This window comes from Gilvimarinus polysaccharolyticus, assembly GCF_001187555.1.
In the GTDB taxonomy this organism is placed as follows: domain Bacteria; phylum Pseudomonadota; class Gammaproteobacteria; order Pseudomonadales; family Cellvibrionaceae; genus Gilvimarinus; species Gilvimarinus polysaccharolyticus.
This window is the reverse complement of record NZ_LFIJ01000002.1, coordinates 779,050-794,642: the sequence shown is the minus strand read 5'-3', so window position 1 is coordinate 794,642 and position 15,593 is coordinate 779,050. Positions and strand designations below refer to the sequence as shown.

The 15,593-nt window shown below is 51.3% G+C and carries 14 protein-coding genes; 11 read left to right on the top strand and 3 right to left on the bottom strand.

Translation table 11 applies throughout. The features are described 5' to 3' along the window. Position 1 precedes the first annotated feature (1 nt). Positions 2-1,561 (top strand): sensor histidine kinase, encoded by a 1,560-nt coding sequence (locus GILYN3_RS12065; RefSeq protein WP_049723945.1) that lies wholly within the window; start codon positions 2-4, stop codon positions 1,559-1,561. After that, positions 1,524-1,952 (top strand): response regulator, encoded by a 429-nt coding sequence (locus GILYN3_RS12060; RefSeq protein ID WP_084005409.1) that lies wholly within the window; start codon positions 1,524-1,526, stop codon positions 1,950-1,952. Before GILYN3_RS12065 ends, GILYN3_RS12060 begins: the two co-directional genes overlap by 38 nt. Positions 1,953-2,087: 135 nt before the next feature. Here the strand turns inward: GILYN3_RS12060 and GILYN3_RS12055 are convergent, their stop codons facing one another. Next, positions 2,088-4,802 (bottom strand): DUF2339 domain-containing protein, encoded by a 2,715-nt coding sequence (locus GILYN3_RS12055; RefSeq protein WP_049723216.1) that lies wholly within the window; start codon positions 4,800-4,802, stop codon positions 2,088-2,090. A 157-nt stretch (positions 4,803-4,959) separates the two neighbouring features. Between GILYN3_RS12055 and GILYN3_RS12050 the strand changes: the two genes are divergently transcribed. After that, the gene (locus tag GILYN3_RS12050; protein WP_049723215.1) at positions 4,960-5,349 is read left to right on the top strand and encodes a RidA family protein; all 390 of its coding nucleotides are present in this window, start codon (positions 4,960-4,962) and stop codon (positions 5,347-5,349) included. Here the strand turns inward: GILYN3_RS12050 and GILYN3_RS12045 are convergent. Continuing rightward, on the bottom strand, positions 5,346-6,194 hold the full coding sequence (locus GILYN3_RS12045; RefSeq protein WP_198147352.1) for an SDR family oxidoreductase: 849 nt from the start codon (positions 6,192-6,194) through the stop codon (positions 5,346-5,348). The genes GILYN3_RS12050 and GILYN3_RS12045 overlap by 4 nt on opposite strands. Before the next feature lie 52 nt (positions 6,195-6,246). On the opposite strand from GILYN3_RS12045, the gene GILYN3_RS12040 reads away from it, so the two are divergent. The 3 genes from GILYN3_RS12040 (at position 6,247) to GILYN3_RS12030 (ending at position 10,840) form a co-directional block, all read left to right on the top strand. Further along, the gene (locus GILYN3_RS12040; RefSeq protein WP_049723213.1) at positions 6,247-7,182 is read left to right on the top strand and encodes a hydrogen peroxide-inducible genes activator; all 936 of its coding nucleotides are present in this window, start codon (positions 6,247-6,249) and stop codon (positions 7,180-7,182) included. A 3-nt stretch (positions 7,183-7,185) separates the two neighbouring features. After that, positions 7,186-9,276, top strand: coding sequence for an ATP-dependent DNA helicase RecG (gene recG / locus GILYN3_RS12035; protein ID WP_049723212.1), 2,091 nt, complete (start codon positions 7,186-7,188; stop codon positions 9,274-9,276). A 163-nt stretch (positions 9,277-9,439) separates the two neighbouring features. After that, positions 9,440-10,840 carry an aminoacyl-tRNA deacylase and HDOD domain-containing protein gene (locus GILYN3_RS12030; RefSeq protein ID WP_049723211.1) on the top strand — a complete coding sequence of 467 codons (1,401 nt, stop codon included), beginning with the start codon at positions 9,440-9,442 and terminating at the stop codon, positions 10,838-10,840. 12 nt (positions 10,841-10,852) lie between these two features. Here GILYN3_RS12030 and GILYN3_RS12025 read toward each other — a convergent pair whose 3' ends face one another. Beyond that, on the bottom strand, positions 10,853-12,106 hold the full coding sequence (locus GILYN3_RS12025) for a dicarboxylate/amino acid:cation symporter (protein WP_049723210.1): 1,254 nt from the start codon (positions 12,104-12,106) through the stop codon (positions 10,853-10,855). 150 nt (positions 12,107-12,256) lie between these two features. On the opposite strand from GILYN3_RS12025, the gene GILYN3_RS12020 reads away from it, so the two are divergent. The 5 genes from GILYN3_RS12020 (at position 12,257) to GILYN3_RS12000 (ending at position 15,588) form a co-directional block, all read left to right on the top strand. After that, positions 12,257-12,865: a chorismate--pyruvate lyase family protein gene (locus GILYN3_RS12020; protein ID WP_049723209.1), complete on the top strand. Its 609-nt coding sequence runs from the start codon at positions 12,257-12,259 to the stop codon at positions 12,863-12,865. Then, on the top strand, positions 12,858-13,727 hold the full coding sequence (gene ubiA / locus GILYN3_RS12015; RefSeq protein WP_049723208.1) for a 4-hydroxybenzoate octaprenyltransferase: 870 nt from the start codon (positions 12,858-12,860) through the stop codon (positions 13,725-13,727). Before GILYN3_RS12020 ends, ubiA begins: the two co-directional genes overlap by 8 nt. A 124-nt stretch (positions 13,728-13,851) precedes the next feature. Next, entirely contained in the window at positions 13,852-14,835 is a 984-nt protein-coding gene (locus GILYN3_RS12010) for a cellulase family glycosylhydrolase (protein ID WP_049723207.1), read from the top strand. Between the two features lie 30 nt (positions 14,836-14,865). After that, the gene (locus tag GILYN3_RS12005) at positions 14,866-15,144 is read left to right on the top strand and encodes a hypothetical protein (protein ID WP_049723206.1); all 279 of its coding nucleotides are present in this window, start codon (positions 14,866-14,868) and stop codon (positions 15,142-15,144) included. Between the two features lie 21 nt (positions 15,145-15,165). After that, positions 15,166-15,588 (top strand): hypothetical protein, encoded by a 423-nt coding sequence (locus tag GILYN3_RS12000; protein ID WP_049723205.1) that lies wholly within the window; start codon positions 15,166-15,168, stop codon positions 15,586-15,588. Positions 15,589-15,593 lie beyond the last annotated feature (5 nt).

The following is a 15,593-nucleotide window of genomic DNA, read 5'->3' as shown; positions in this document are numbered from 1 at the left end:
TATGGGTAAATTTTTAAATCGCGGCTCAACGTTATCTAGTGATCACATCGGCCGCCGCCTATTGTTTGCAATCGTGCTGTTTAGTTCGTTGGTCACCTTACTGGCTACCGTATTTCAACTGTTTATCGACTTTCAACGGGATATCGGACAAATCAAAACACGTCTCGACGACGTGCAAAGTAGCTATTTGGCCAGTATTAGTGCCAGTCTCTGGAACCTCGATCCTAGCCACCTCAAACTGCAAATGGAAGGCATCCGACAATTGCCTGATGTAGAGGCGGTGGCTATTTATGAAGATCCGGCCGACATAGCCGAACCTTTAACGATCGTCTTAGGTGAGTTTACACAACAACGAGCCATCAATCGCGACTACGCCATTACCCACCATGCCGCAGACGGCGAGCGTCATATCGGGACACTTCGAGTTCAGGCCTCATTAAACGGGGTCTACTCTCGCCTTTGGGAAAAGCTGGTTATTATTCTGTTTACACAAGGCATCAAAACATTTTTAGTGTCGCTGTTTATTCTGTTTATTGTCTATCGGCTCATCACCACACACTTAGTGCGCATTGCCCAATACGTCAATCAATTTGATGTTGCCGACTCGCCCGAACCTTTACAGCTCGAGCGCCGCAACCACAACCATCACGATGAACTGGATCAAGTTGTCGGCGCCTTTAACCGTCTTAGTGACAACCTCACACAAGCCTACGATCGTATGCGCCAAGCTAACGATGCGCTGGCCCGTGACGTGCTAGCACGACGCAAAGCTGAAGAAGAGGTCAGATACTTAAACACCATTCTGGAAGATCGAGTCAAACAACGCACCTCCGAGCTACAAGCAGCGAACGATGAGCTGGCCAGCTTTTGTTACTCTGTATCTCACGATTTGCGCGCACCACTGCGCCGTATTGAAGGTTTTCGTCGCATGCTAGAGGACGATTGCAACGAGCTTCTGCCAGACCAAAGCCAACACTATCTAGGCCGTATCGAAGCCGGTACGCTTGAGATGTCGGAGATGATTGACAGCTTTTTACATCTATCTCGCGCTACCCTCGGCGAGCTACACCGCGAGCCAATCGACGTCACTCAACAAGCCCAACAGCTCTTTACGGTACTGCGTGAACGCGAGCCCGAACGTGACATCTGCCTCGTGGTGCAACCCAATCTGCAAGCTTGGGCCGATAAGCGCTTTTTTACGATGTTAATAACCAATTTGATGGAAAATGCCATTAAATACACACGCCCCAAAGCCCACGCACAGATCGAAATCGGGCAATGTCTTTACCAAGGCCAGTCGGTGTTTTATATTAGAGATAATGGCGCCGGATTCGACATGAACTATGCTGAGCGCTTGTTTGCGCCTTTTTCACGTTTGCACAAAGCCGAAGAATTTGAAGGAACAGGTATCGGACTGGCCACAGTTCAGCGTATTATCAGTCGACACGGTGGCCGGATATGGGCCGAATCAACCCCAAATAAGGGCGCCACTTTTTATTTTTGTTTCAAGGAAAGCACCAAGGATGATGAGCAAAGAGACAATACTGTTGGTAGAGGATAACGCCGACGATGCCGAATTAGCACTGTTAAGCCTAAAACACATCAGTGGCGATTATCATATTCAACTGGTTACCGATGGCGAGCAAGCGCTTGAGTATTTATATGCCCAAGGCCGCTACGCAAGTCGACCGATAGAACAAAAGCCCGCATTGGTTTTATTGGATATCAATCTGCCCCACGGCAATGGCTTAAGCGTCTTACAACGCATGCGCGCCTCAGCCGAACACCACCAAACCCCAGTATTGATCCTAACCACCTCCGATGAACTCACAGATTTAGTGCAAACTCGACAATTGGGGGCCAACAGTTATCTGCAAAAAACCGTCGATTTTAGACACTTCACCTCGCGCTTACACCAAGAGCTCAACCATTGGTTGGCCCGCGCCAGCTAAAGGTCGGTTATCGAGCACAACAATACCGGTCGCGTTGTTGAGATTTTCCAGAACAATCCGGGCATTACCGCTCGGCAACATAAATGCCGAGCAATTCTATAACGGGTTACTAATAACCAGCTAATCCCTAGCCCGCTATGCTGGCAAATCACTTTTAGCCTTGGGCGGCAGCGGTGAGAAGTAACCCACCACCAACAGCAATATACCCACGGCAATAAACGAGAGAATTGTCTCCAGCGTATTGCTATCGCGCATATCAAGTAAAAATAACTTGCCAACTACCACAGACAATAGTGCCGCGGCAGCCAGCCAAGCATTGCGCCAATGCTTACGGGTGGCGACAAACATCACGGACAAACCCGTTAACGCCCAAAATACAGTGAGTGCCGCCTGAGCTAACACCGACGCCACAATAGCGTCTAGCTCATAATGTAAGCCACTCCAATGATGCAAACTGCGCAATAATATCGCGTTAAACCAAATAAAGGTTAAACCGGCTATTGCGGCCCAACCCCAATGAATCACTTTAGTACAATCATTATGCTGGCAAAAAACTCGCCACCAATAAGCACCCGTTAATAACACTGCCAGCTGGGTTAGATCTAACGGGTTTAACAATGGCAGGTACGTCAACGGCGAAAAATTTGCACGATTAAATGCGCTAACCTCAAAACTCCATAGCGCCATAAAGCCGATTAGCACAAAACTCGCATGATTTAAGTACAGCGTTTTATGCACATTAAAAGGCCAAGTCTTAACTTTTAATGTCAGCCAAATAAGTGTCACACTAATCGGCATAAATGCAACCGCTTGCCACCCTTGCGACAATGCTAAGCGTGTCGTCATAAGCCAATGCAATTCTACACTTGCCAATAAAGCAAACAACAACCAAGCCAATATATGCAGCCACTTTAGCTGTATTTCCTGCAACGGTTGATGGTCGCGCAAATACAATAACATCGTGTAAACCACAAAAATTATAGGCCAACCAATATAACCAAGTTGCGCACCTGGATGCGTGAATTGCATCATCCCCCAAGCTGCCACCAACACCATAAACAGCAACAAACCGTTCGATGTGTAACGCAGCTCGTGCCATTGTAGCTTTAGCTCTAACACCGCCAGTAACGCACAAGATGCAGCAACAAAACTCATTAACACAACCAAACGATAATATGACTCAAGCTGCAGCATTATTTCCAGTGTGCCGTTAATAAACCACCAACTTAACGCCAACAGTAAAAACGGTAGAGAAAACTGCTTAATTATTCTCCATGTGCTTTGTGCGCAATGACGTAATAAATAACTGCTAAAGCCTGCACTCAGCGCCAGTAACACTCCACCTAAAAAGACGCTATTAAGCAATAATGGGCCAGCATCGCGTGCGTCTTGTGCCGCCAAAAAGCCAACACCGGCAAAAGCTTGTAAGCCCATCGCAAACACCGCCCCCAGCTGTCGCCCTTGGCGCAAGCTTATCCAAAGAACTGCAGCGCCTTCTAACGCCCACACCGAGGCAACCCATTCGCCATCTAAAGCAAATGGTACAGTCAGTGACAAAAACACCACGGCCAAGGCCAAATAAGCCTCAGACAACATGCGATAAGCTGGAGCGAAAAAGCGCCGACAAGCCCAACATAATGCGCTATAAAAAATGCCCACAATTAATGCCGCGTAAGCCAAACCGTATTGGTATTGATGCACCATGGCCGCCTGCAAACCAAATCCCACCAAAGGCACACCAAACACCAAAGAGGCATCCACATAACCTTTCAAATTAGGTGGCTGGCGACGCGCAAACAAGATCGAGATAAGAACATAAAAGAGAAAAAATAGTATTAGAAAAAACTGGGCACTGGGCATATGGCTCGGCTGGTACTGCAAAACACCCCAAACACTTGCAATCACAAAGGTAAATATAAAGCCTAATAAGTTAAGTGGCCGCCACGATTTAAACCAAGCAACCGCGACAATACCGGCATTAAGTAATGCGTAATAACTAAATAAGGTGATGTGATCACCCGAATCACTTGCGCTAAGAATAGGCGCGAGAAAGCCACCGGTAATCGCCATTACCGCCAGCGATCGAGAGTTTTGCAAAACCGCTAAAGCTGCCGACATAACCACCATTACTAACAACAAAACAAAACTAGCTGCCGGTGGAATTAAATGTAGCAGTCGCAGCGCCGCAAACACGGTGATATACAGAACTCCAAGACCACCACCTTGCAAAATTAAGGCGTAGGTTAGCCGTTTGCTGCGCAACCACCAGCCGAGTGACAGTAAGGCGATACCCAACGCCGCCACCGACGCCATTTTAAACTCTGCCGATATCATGCTGTTTTGATTGGCGTAACGCAGTAAAAAAGCCACACCAAAAAACAATACAATAAGACCAACCCGTACAATCACATTGCCTTCGGTAAAGTAGTTTTTAAGCCATGTTAAAGCACGATCAAAAAGATCGGGAGATGACGGCGTTGCTGGTGCTGGTGTTGATACAAATACTGCAGGTTTAGGCTCGGGGGAATCGACCGCGAGCTGCTCACGTATAACGGCCACTTGCGGTATTGCTGCCGCTTTGGGCTCGCGCCATGAATCGGATATCGGCCGAGTCGCGGGCAATTCATTCGGCTCTAAATCTATTGGGTCTAAATCTAGATCCTGCTCTGGCGCGGCAGGCGCCGCTGTATTAACCGTAGCGGCAGAGCGATTAGCTGGTGCGTCAATCGTGTTATCACGTGCACGAGCAAGCAACTGCTGTTGTAGATATTTTACGGTTTTATTAAGTTGACTCACCTGCGAAAACAGATAAATCAATGCCACAATAACCAGAGCCAACAGTAATTCCATGCGTGATTTTCCTTTTTCCTATTATTAATTGTGCCGCGCCTGCCTGCATCTTACCCCAAGGCTCCCCTCTTGATAGCGCCCGACGCGCAACCGTTGGCCACTGGCAACTAGGCAGTTTATACTAACGAGCTTTTCCCTATTCATTGCAAGGAACACCATGCCCAACAAAGCCATTATTCATACCGATCAGGCACCAGAGGCGATCGGCACATACTCCCAAGCCATTAAGGTCAATGGTACTGTGTATTTGTCTGGCCAAATTCCACTTATCCCAGAAACCATGGAAATGGTTCAAGGTGACTTCGCAGCCGAGGCCGATCAGGTCTTTAAAAACCTAGCTGCTGTATGTGAAGCCGCAGGCGGCAGTTTAAAAGATGTGGTTAAGCTGAATATTTACCTCACCGATCTGAATAACTTTCCCGTCGTGAATGAAGTCATGGCGCGCTACTTCAACGCACCTTATCCCGCTCGCGCCGCTATCGGCATTAGCCAGCTACCCAAGGGCGCTCAAGTCGAGGCCGATGGTATTATGGTTACCGCCGGCTAAGCAATTATTGTATCGGTTGCGCCTAATAGCTCGGCAAAACCCTCGCGATAATCGCGGTAACGCAATTGATAACCGCTGGTACACAACCGGCGGTTATCAATACGTTTGTTCATGCCATCCACCGCTAATGTTTGCGGCAAAGCCACCCCCAAACATTCAGTCACATACCCCACCACCTCGGCATAAGGGGCGGGCTCACTATCGCTTACCAGATACAAAGACTGCGGCTTGGCCACCTTGCGCAACAGGTACGCCATAAACCCCGCCGCATCATCAGCGTGAATACGGTTAGTCCACGATGGCTTAGGCGCCGCAGCACCTCGACGCACACTATCGATTAAACGATTGCGTCCCGGCCCATAAATACCCGATAAGCGCAGCACGCTTAGGGGCAAATTAGCTTCACGCAGCACTTGCTCGGCGGCCAACACTTGCTGGCCGTTATAGCGTGTAGGTCGAGGGATCGTTGCCTCATCAATCCACTCGCCATGGTCTTCGCCATAAACGGCGGTACTGGAGACAAACAGCACCTTGCGCGGCTGCACTTGAGCGCTCGCCAATGCGCGCACTAAACTTTCGCAAGGCTGAACATAACCGGCATGATAACCGGCCTCACTGCGCTCAGCAGGCGTTAACGTCAGGACGATATAATCAAAGTCTTCGGCTACAAGCGAGCTCATCGCCCGTTCATCGGTGGCGTCTACCGCCTTGTACTGCAAATTATCGGTGGTCGCAGGTGGACGCCGGCGCACCCCCGTGATCGCGATACCACTGTCGGTCAATTGGCTGGCCAAACGTCGCCCTAAATCACCACAACCGATTATTAATAGTTTTTCGCTATGCATTTTGCTAGTGTACCTGTGAATAAAACCGTCGCTCCCAATAGGAACCTGACTCATGACTCTGACAGAACTACGCTATATCGTCACCTTGGCTCAGGAGCAACATTTTGGCCGTGCCGCCGAGCGCTGCTTTGTCAGCCAACCAACCTTGAGCATCGCCGTTAAAAAACTAGAAGAGGAGTTGGGTGTCGCCTTGTTTGAGCGCTCAAAATCGCGGGTATCAGCCACCCCTTTGGGCGAAAAAATCGTCGCCCAAGCCAATTTAGTGCTTGAGCAATCAGCGGCCATTAAAGACATTGCCAACGCCGGTAAAGATCAACTCTCCAGCCCTTTGAGTATCGGCGCCATTTTTACCATTGGGCCCTACCTGTTGCCAAGCTTTATCCCCGAACTGCAGAAAAACGTAAGCAAAATGCCGCTGTATGTTGAGGAAAGCTACACCGGCACCTTGCGCACTAAATTGCGTAAGGGCGAACTGGATGTGATTATCGTCGCGCTACCATTTACCGAGGCCGATGTGGTGACCCAGCCACTGTACGACGAACCCTTTGTCGTGCTTATGCGCAAAGACCACCCGTTGGCCCAACACAGCACAATAGACCCCAGCATACTAAACTCGGAAGAGGTCTTACTGTTAGGCGAAGGCCACTGTTTTCGCGACCAAGTACTAGAGACATGCCCGCACCTTAAAGCATCTGTCGAGGCCCACAGCGGCGGTCTACGTACCGCCGCCGAGGGCAGCTCATTAGAAACTTTGCGCCACATGGTTGCCTCGGGACTCGGAATTACCGTGCTACCCATCTCGGCAGCCGGCATTAGCCGCTATAGCGAAGAAGTATTGGTCACCCGCCCCTTTAACGACCCCGCGCCAAGCCGCACAGTCGCCTTAGCTTGGCGCGCCAGCTTTCCGCGCTTTAAAGCCGTCGATGCACTGCGTAACGCCATCCGCAGCTGCCAACACGACAACCCACTAATTACCCTGCGCAATTAACTCGTGAGCGAACAATCCGACACGTTAGCGAGCCTACCGGTTACCGCGCTCTCGGGCGTAGGCCCAGCGCTGGCCGAAAAGCTCGCCAAGCTGGGTGTGCGCACCGTACAACAATTACTGTTTCATTTACCATCGCGCTACCTTGACCGCACCCGAGTACAAGCCATAGGCGGTTTACAGCCCGGCGTAAGTGCCGTTATTGAGGCCGAAGTGCGCGCCGCCGATGTGGTGTACGGGCGGCGGCGCTCACTGCTATGCCGTGTACAAGACAGCACTGGCACCCTTACATTACGATTTTTCCACTTTAGCGGCGCCCAAAAGCAGCGCTTGGTGAGCGGTGCGCGCTTGCGCTGTTTTGCCGAGACGCGCCGCGGTGCCAGTGGGCTTGAGATGGTCCACCCCGAGTACGAACTTCTGGATGACAGCGACCACACACCACTGGCCCAAAGCTTAACACCCCACTACCCAACCACCGATGGCCTGACCCAGCCACGCCTGCGCACTCTGACGCAACAAGCGCTGAGCATGTTGGCGCGCTACCAGCTAGAAGAACTACTGCCTGAACAGGTGCGCAAAAGTCTTGATCAAATACCTTTGGCCGAGGCGCTCACATTGCTGCATACCCCTCCCAAAGACGTCAACTTACAACAGCTGGCCGAAGGTGTTCACCCCTTTCAGCAGCGCTTAGCTTTTGAAGAATTGTTGGCACACCAGCTAAGCATGTTGCAGTTTCGTCAGGGTATTCGCAGCCAAAAAGCACCGCGCCTAAACGCCGGGCAACAGCTACAGCAACAACTCAAAGCACAACTATCCTTTGAACTGACCGGTGCTCAAGCAAGAGTAAGCGCTGACATACTGCATGATTTAACCCGCCCCGAACCTATGTTGCGACTGGTTCAGGGAGATGTCGGCTCGGGTAAAACGGTGGTTGCGGCACTGGCCGCATTAGCCGCCGTGGCGGCCGGGAAGCAGGCGGCTATTATGGCGCCCACCGAAATTTTGGCCGAGCAACACCGCATTAATTTTGCCGCTTGGCTCGAACCTTTAGGCATTAAGCTTGGCTGGCTAACCGGCAAGCTTGGACAAAAGGCGCGCCGCGAACAACTGGCCGCCATCGCCAGTGGCGAGGCGCAGGTGGTGGTAGGCACTCACGCGCTGTTTCAGGCAGAGGTTGTGTTTGCCAACTTAGCCTTAGCCGTCATCGACGAACAGCACCGATTTGGCGTACATCAAAGACTAGCCTTAAGCGAGAAGGGGGCTCGTGGCCAATTTACCCCACACCAGCTGATTATGACCGCCACCCCTATTCCTCGCACCTTGGCCATGAGCGCCTACGCCGATTTAGATTGTTCGGTCATTGATGAATTACCACCGGGGCGCACCCCTGTCACCACTGCCGTAATCTCAGACCAACGTCGCGAGCAGATTATTGAGCGTGTGCGCGCCGCTTGTGCTGCAGGCAGGCAGGCTTACTGGGTCTGCACACTGATCGAAGAATCTGAATCACTTGAGGCTCAAGCGGCCGAGGCAACGGCCGATAGCCTGAGAGAGCAACTGCCCGATTTACGTATTGGTTTGGTGCACGGGCGGTTAAAAGCGGCGGAAAAAGAAGCGGTGATGCGCTCGTTTAAATCCGCCGAGCTGGATTTACTGGTTGCCACCACGGTGATTGAGGTGGGCGTCGATGTGCCCAATGCCAGCTTAATGATTATTGAAAACCCCGAGCGCTTGGGGCTGTCTCAGCTGCACCAATTACGCGGCCGAGTAGGGCGAGGTACCGAGGCGAGCCACTGTGTACTGTTGTACGGCACCCCGTTATCACGCAACAGCAAAGCGCGCCTTAAAGTCATGCGTGAAAGCAACGATGGTTTTTACATCGCCGAGCAAGATTTAGAGCTGCGCGGCCCAGGCGAAGTACTGGGCACTCGCCAAACCGGTCAGATGGAGTTTAAAGTGGCCGATTTGCAACGCGATGGCCACTTATTGGATGCTGTGCGACAAGCTGGGGTGTCAATCATTAAGCATGATCCGGCACGCGCCGGCGCCATTGTCGAGCGTTGGCTCGGCGGACGTGAACGCTATCTGGGCGCTTAGGCTGACGTAAAAACGCAAAGTGCCAGCACCAAAAAGTGTTAACTGCATCACAGGTTAAACGTAACCATAGCCGCTAGCTCAAATAGGCTTTATATTGTTAATTAAGGAAGCCATTCCATTTTACGCGCGCGCCTAAATGAGTATCGCGCCAGGAGATATTTCAGTGTCAGTACCCACGAGTGTCGAAACATTGCTCAGTAGTCAGAACATCATTTACGACCTTGCCTCTGCCACGCCCGGAGGCGAGGACCCACTTATCTGGCATCAGCAACATCTTCGCCAACAAGGCGCCGCACGGTCGATTTTATTGCAAGACGATATCGGCCGGGTTCAAGTCGTGCTAGGGGCCGACCGCCTACTTGACTTGACCCTTGTTAACCGCCATTTAAATCGCGAACTACACGCCGCCGAGCCCGATGCCCTTAAGCAGTTTTGCGAGGCCAATCAATTTCAATCGCTGCCCGCACTACCGCAGGTCGCAGGTTTATTAACACTGGTCGATGAGCAACTACTACAGCGCGACAGCCTGCTATTAGATTCGGGCGATGACACTCAGTTAATTCGCGTACAAAGCAATGAGTTTCAACAAATACTAAAAGATGCGGTGGTCTGTGAGTTATCCGTGGCGCTCTCGCCACTAGAGGCCGAAGATAGCGGCGCCGATGATCTAGCTCAAATTGAGGGCGCTATAAGCAGCTTTACTCAACTGCGTATTCGCCAGCGCCTAGAGGAAACCCTTGAACTGCCGCCCCTGTCCGATACTGCACAACGCATCATCAAGCTGCGGGTCGACCCTAATGCCGACATTTCAGATTTAGCACAAATTGTTGAAACCGATCCTAGCTTAGCCGCACAAGTCGTCAGCTGGGCGGCATCGCCTTACTATTCCGCGCCGGGAAAAATTAAATCCATCCACGACGCTATTGTGCGTGTGCTGGGTTTTGATATGGTGCTCAACTTGGCTCTTGGCTTGGCACTGGGTAAAACCTTGCACCTCCCTAAAGATGGCCCAAATGGTGAGCTGCCCTATTGGCAACAATCGGTTTATATGGCCGCCACTATCGAGGGCTTAGTCACTGCCATCCCGCGCGAATCTCGCCCCAGCTTTGGTATGGCCTACCTTACCGGGCTCTTGCATAATTTTGGCGCCTTAATAATGGCTGAGGTGTTTCCACCGTATTACTCGCAGTTTTGTCGCTTAAGTGAGGCCAATCCGCATGTAACCCCACAAACTATCGAACGCCATTTGCTCAATGTCAGCCGCGATCAAATAGCCAGTAAGTTAATGGAATTGTGGTCAATGCCAGAGGAGGTTATTGCCGGGCTACGACACCAGAGCAATCCCAATTATCAGGGTGAATTCGCGGTTTACGCCAAACTGGTTTATCTCGCACGCATGCTGTTGCGTCAACACAACATAGGGACTGGTCCATGCGTGAGGATACCCGACTCGCTATTTGATGAACTGCAACTCACCCGAGCCAAGGCCGAAGCTACCGTAACCAACGTAATGGAGTCGGCTGACGATCTAGAACATATCGCCAGCGCCCTTAATCACAGCTAGGCAACTTTTACCTTACGTGGCTCGGCTGCGGTAGCAGTCTTCGTCCAGCAACTGCTCGCTCTTGGCCACTACGGTGGTCACGGCGGCGTCGCCGGTGATATTCACCGCCGTACGAACCATATCCAGCAGGCGATCAACGCCAATAATCAGAGCAATTCCCTCCTCCACCGGTAAGCCCGCCTGCTGCAATACCATCGCCAAGGTCACCATCCCAACGCCGGGCACGCCCGCAGTGCCAATAGAAGCCAACGTCGCGGTTAATACCACCATTAAGTAACCCATAAGGCCCACATCAATACCGTAAGCCTGAGCAATAAACACGGTGGCCACACCCTGCATAATTGAGGTGCCATCCATATTAATAGTCGCCCCCAAAGGTAGGGTGAAAGAGGCAACCTTGTTGTCGACCCCCAGCTTGCCCTCGACGGTACTTAAAGTAACTGGCAGAGTCGCGTTGCTCGAGGCGGTAGAAAAACCAAAAGCCATCACCGGATACATTTTACATAAAAATATCAAGGGGTTCAGGCCCGAGAGCAATTTGATCAAGGCCGGATACACCAGCAAACACTGCAGCACCAACACCCCAGCAACGGTAAAAAAGTAAAACAATAAATCTTGAAATACCCCAAAGCCCATAGAGGCAAACAACTTAGCCAGCAAGCAAAACACGCCGTACGGCGCCAGCTGTACCAGCATCATAATCATGCGCAACACCACATGGTTAAGATTCTCAAAAAAGCTCGCCACCGGTTCGCCTTGCTTGCCCGTCTTAGCGATTGCCACCCCCAACAGCACCGAGAACACAATGACCTGCAACATATTGCCTTGAGCCATAGCCGCCACTGGATTACTGGGAAAGATATTAAGAATGGTCTGCTTTAACGACAGATCGGTATCCATGCTTAACGTGCCTGTGGCCTCTAGGTTTAAGCCTAAACCCGGCCCCAACAAACTCGCCACCGTAATCGCCAAAGTAATAGCGATAGCTGTCGTTAATAGGTATAACCCAATGGTCTTAATTGCCAATCCACCCATACGCGCCTGATTGCCCAGTTTGGCGGTTCCGCACACCAAAGAGACAAACACCAAAGGCACAACCAGTAATTTGAGTGATGCAACAAAGATCTGACCGACGGTATCAAACAGCCCATCCACTAAGTAAATCTGTACCCAATTATCCGCCTCACGGCCGCTAAACAGGTTCAGCAACAACCCAATAGAGATCCCTAGCAGCATGGCTGTTAATATTTTTTTTGTTAGGCTCATATACAATCTCGTATTATTTCAGCGATGTACGCATGGCGGCCTTAAGACAGCCTTAGCTTGCGAGGTTACCCCAGCGAAGCGCAATTGTCCTGTGCTGTTGCCAGCGACAGCTGCTAAAATGTTACGTTTACCAGCTACCCGAGGTACCGTTTGATTCAATTGCGCGCGCCACAACCACGGCCAGCCGTATCGCTTGGCGTACCCGGGCGGTTTGCTCGGTGCGGACAGGGGCTTTGGCAGCCAGCTGCCCATAGCTTTGGCGTACCGCACACTCTGCACAGTTGGCTATTCGATGACGGCTCGCTTACCGCAAAATTGCGCAAACGCAGTGCCGGCCAATTACAGGTGCAAGTCCTGCGACAATACTGGGGACGGCCGACTTTATCAGAGCGCCGCACGCTACTAAGCTCGGGCGCAGCGTTAATTCGCGAAGTCCTGTTATTAGGCCCCGATAACGTGCCTTGGGTGTACGCTCGCAGCGTGTTTCCCGCCGCCAGCCTTACCGGCAAATTGCGCCATTTACGCAAGCTGGCCAACCGTCCTCTCGGGGGCTTTTTGTTTAGTCATCGCCAGCTAGGACGCTCAGCCATGCAAATTGCCCAGCTGCCGCCCCACGAGCACCTGGTTCCCCCCGAAGTGCAGGGAAATGATATGCTTTGGGGTCGCCGCTCCAAGTTTTTTCTGTTCGGTAAAACCCTGCTGGTTAGCGAGGTGTTTTTACCAGCATTGATCGACTCTCGGACCCTAAGCAATGATTAGCAGCCTTCTAAACCGCCTTAAATTGTACGCTCAGCTCACCCGCCTAAACCGCCCAATTGGTTGGCTGCTAGTGCTGTGGCCCACCCTGTGGGGATTATGGTTAGCCACTGACGGTAAACCACCAATACACCTCGTTATTATTTACACATTGGGTGCCATCGCCATGCGCTCGGCCGGTTGCGTGATTAACGATTACGCCGATCGCAATTTTGACAGCCATGTCGAGCGCACCAAAGATCGCGTACTAGCCACCGGCAAAGTCACCGTCAAAGAGGCTTGGGCCGTGTTTGCCGTGTTAGTACTGCTGGCTTTTGCTCTGGTGCTGCTTACCAACACATTAACGTTGTATTTAGCCGTTGGCGGGCTGGTCTTGGCCTGTAGCTACCCTTTTATGAAGCGCTACACCCACCTGCCACAAGTCGTGCTGGGTGCCGCTTTTGCTTGGGGTATTCCGATGGCGTTTGCCAGCGCCCAAAACCATGTGCCACAACAGGCTTGGTTGATCTACTTTACCGTAGTGCTCTGGACAGTCGTTTACGACACCTTTTACGCCATGGTCGATCGCGACGACGACCTGCGTATCGGCATAAAATCTACCGCGGTGCTGTTTGGCGACCAAGATCGCGTTATTACCGCAAGTTTGCAGGTATTAGTCATTATTGGTTTACTGCTAATGGGATCGCGCTTTGAGTTAAACAACTTTTACTATCTGGGCGTCGCGGCGGCCGCAGGCTTATTTATCTACCAACAACGGCTCATTCGCTACCGCCAACGCGGCCCCTGCTTTAACGCATTTCTTAATAATAATTGGGTGGGTGTGGTGATTTTTATCGCCATTATTGCCGGCCAATTTAACAGCTAGTCACGCTACCCGGTTGCGGGCGGCCCATAAATAACACCTTTAAACAACTGAAACCTAGCTCTTGACGCATAAAAACAGCGTAAACTGGGGCAACCTCGCCCCTCAGCGGATACCTATAAACCGTATGAAAATATTGGCTTTAATAACCACCCTCTTGCTCATTTGTGGCGCTAACGCGGCTGATACTCAGCCCGCCAAAACCTTTACCGTGAAAGGTCGCCAGCTATTTGATGCTTGTGGTGAACACTTTGTACCCATGGGCCCTAATCGCATGGTGTTCTGGCTCGATCGTAGCGGTTTATCAAGCTTTAGCGAGATTGCCAAAACCGGCGCCAATAGCGTGCGCATCGTCTGGACCACAGAAGGCAAACCCGCCGAACTCGATGCAGTACTAAAAAATGCGTTCAAACAGCAATTATTTCCTATTATTGAACTGCACGATGCCACCGGCGACTGGTCTAAGCTGGACCTACTTATTAACTATTGGACCCGACCCGAAATCGCCGCCACTATCGCCAAGCATCAGCGCTACACCATTGTTAATATCGGCAACGAAGTTGGCGACAAAATCGCCTTAGAGCAATACACCAAAGGCTACAGCCGCGCCATTACTCGACTGCGTGAAGCGGGTTATCGCGTACCACTGATGATCGACGCGCCCGGCTGGGGCAAAGACATCGACACGCTACAAGCGGCGGGACCAGCGCTGATAAAAGCCGATCCGCAAAAAAACATTCTGCTCTCAGTACACATGTGGTGGCCCAAAATGTGGGGCTATGACGCGGCGCGCGTACGCGCCGAAATGCAAGAATCAGCCGATGCCAATTTACCTTTAATAATTGGCGAGTTTGGCGATCGCTGGGACGGCAGTGAAGGCGGCGCGATTCCCTATCAAACCATTATAAAAACAGCATTAGAGTTAGAAATCGGATTTTTACCTTGGTCGTGGGGGCCCGGCAACAAACCTCAAAAACATTTAGACATGAGCCGTGACGGTACTTTTGAGGGTTTAACCGGCTGGGGCCGCGAAGTTATGCTCGATGCAGACTACGCGATTGCCCGCAACGCCAAACGTACTCACTTACAAAAAAACGGCGAGTGTTTGTAACAAACACTTACGGCGTTAATCGGAGCGACTATGAGCTTACCGGAAGATCAGTTGCGTGAGACTAGCCGCGGTAATTTACTGCGCCGTAACTACGAAAAAGTTAAACGTAAATACGCCGGCAAGATCCGTCACAAAGCGATCGAGCGAGCGCGCACGCGTATTTATTTGCACGGTCGCAAGCCAGAAGATTACGAGCCCGAGGTGCTAGAGATTATCGTCAAAGAGGAAGAAGATAAAATCATCAGCGAATATAAATCCCGCGGCATTGTGGCACTTATTGCCGCGCTGGGTTTAAGCTTGTTTCCATAGTGCAGAAGGTAACACGCCGATATGTTTAGGTTTCTCGCTAAATCGGCCTTGGCCACCGTTGTTTGGAAGCGCTACCGACGCCCCATTGGCTCGACCCTGGCGCTGTTTATCAGTTACTTTTTTATTGCCATGGTACACAGCGATTATGTTGCTTGGGCCACCACCACAGCCGAACACGGACACCTGTGGGCATCGTTTGTCGTTAAATGGCTAGCGTTAATTGGCGTTTCAATACTCTATTACTGGTTTAATACCCGTCCTTTGGCGCAAACCAATAACACAACCGAAAGCGCCGCGAAAAAATCAAAATCGCGTCGCAAACCGGCCTCCGCTAATCCAGACATTCCCCCAGGCCCCGATCCCTTTGCGACGATTCGTACCAAAGACAAGCTGCGCAGTCGCGCCGATGTTGCGATGGATCAAAACAAACAGAACCCTCTATAAGGATA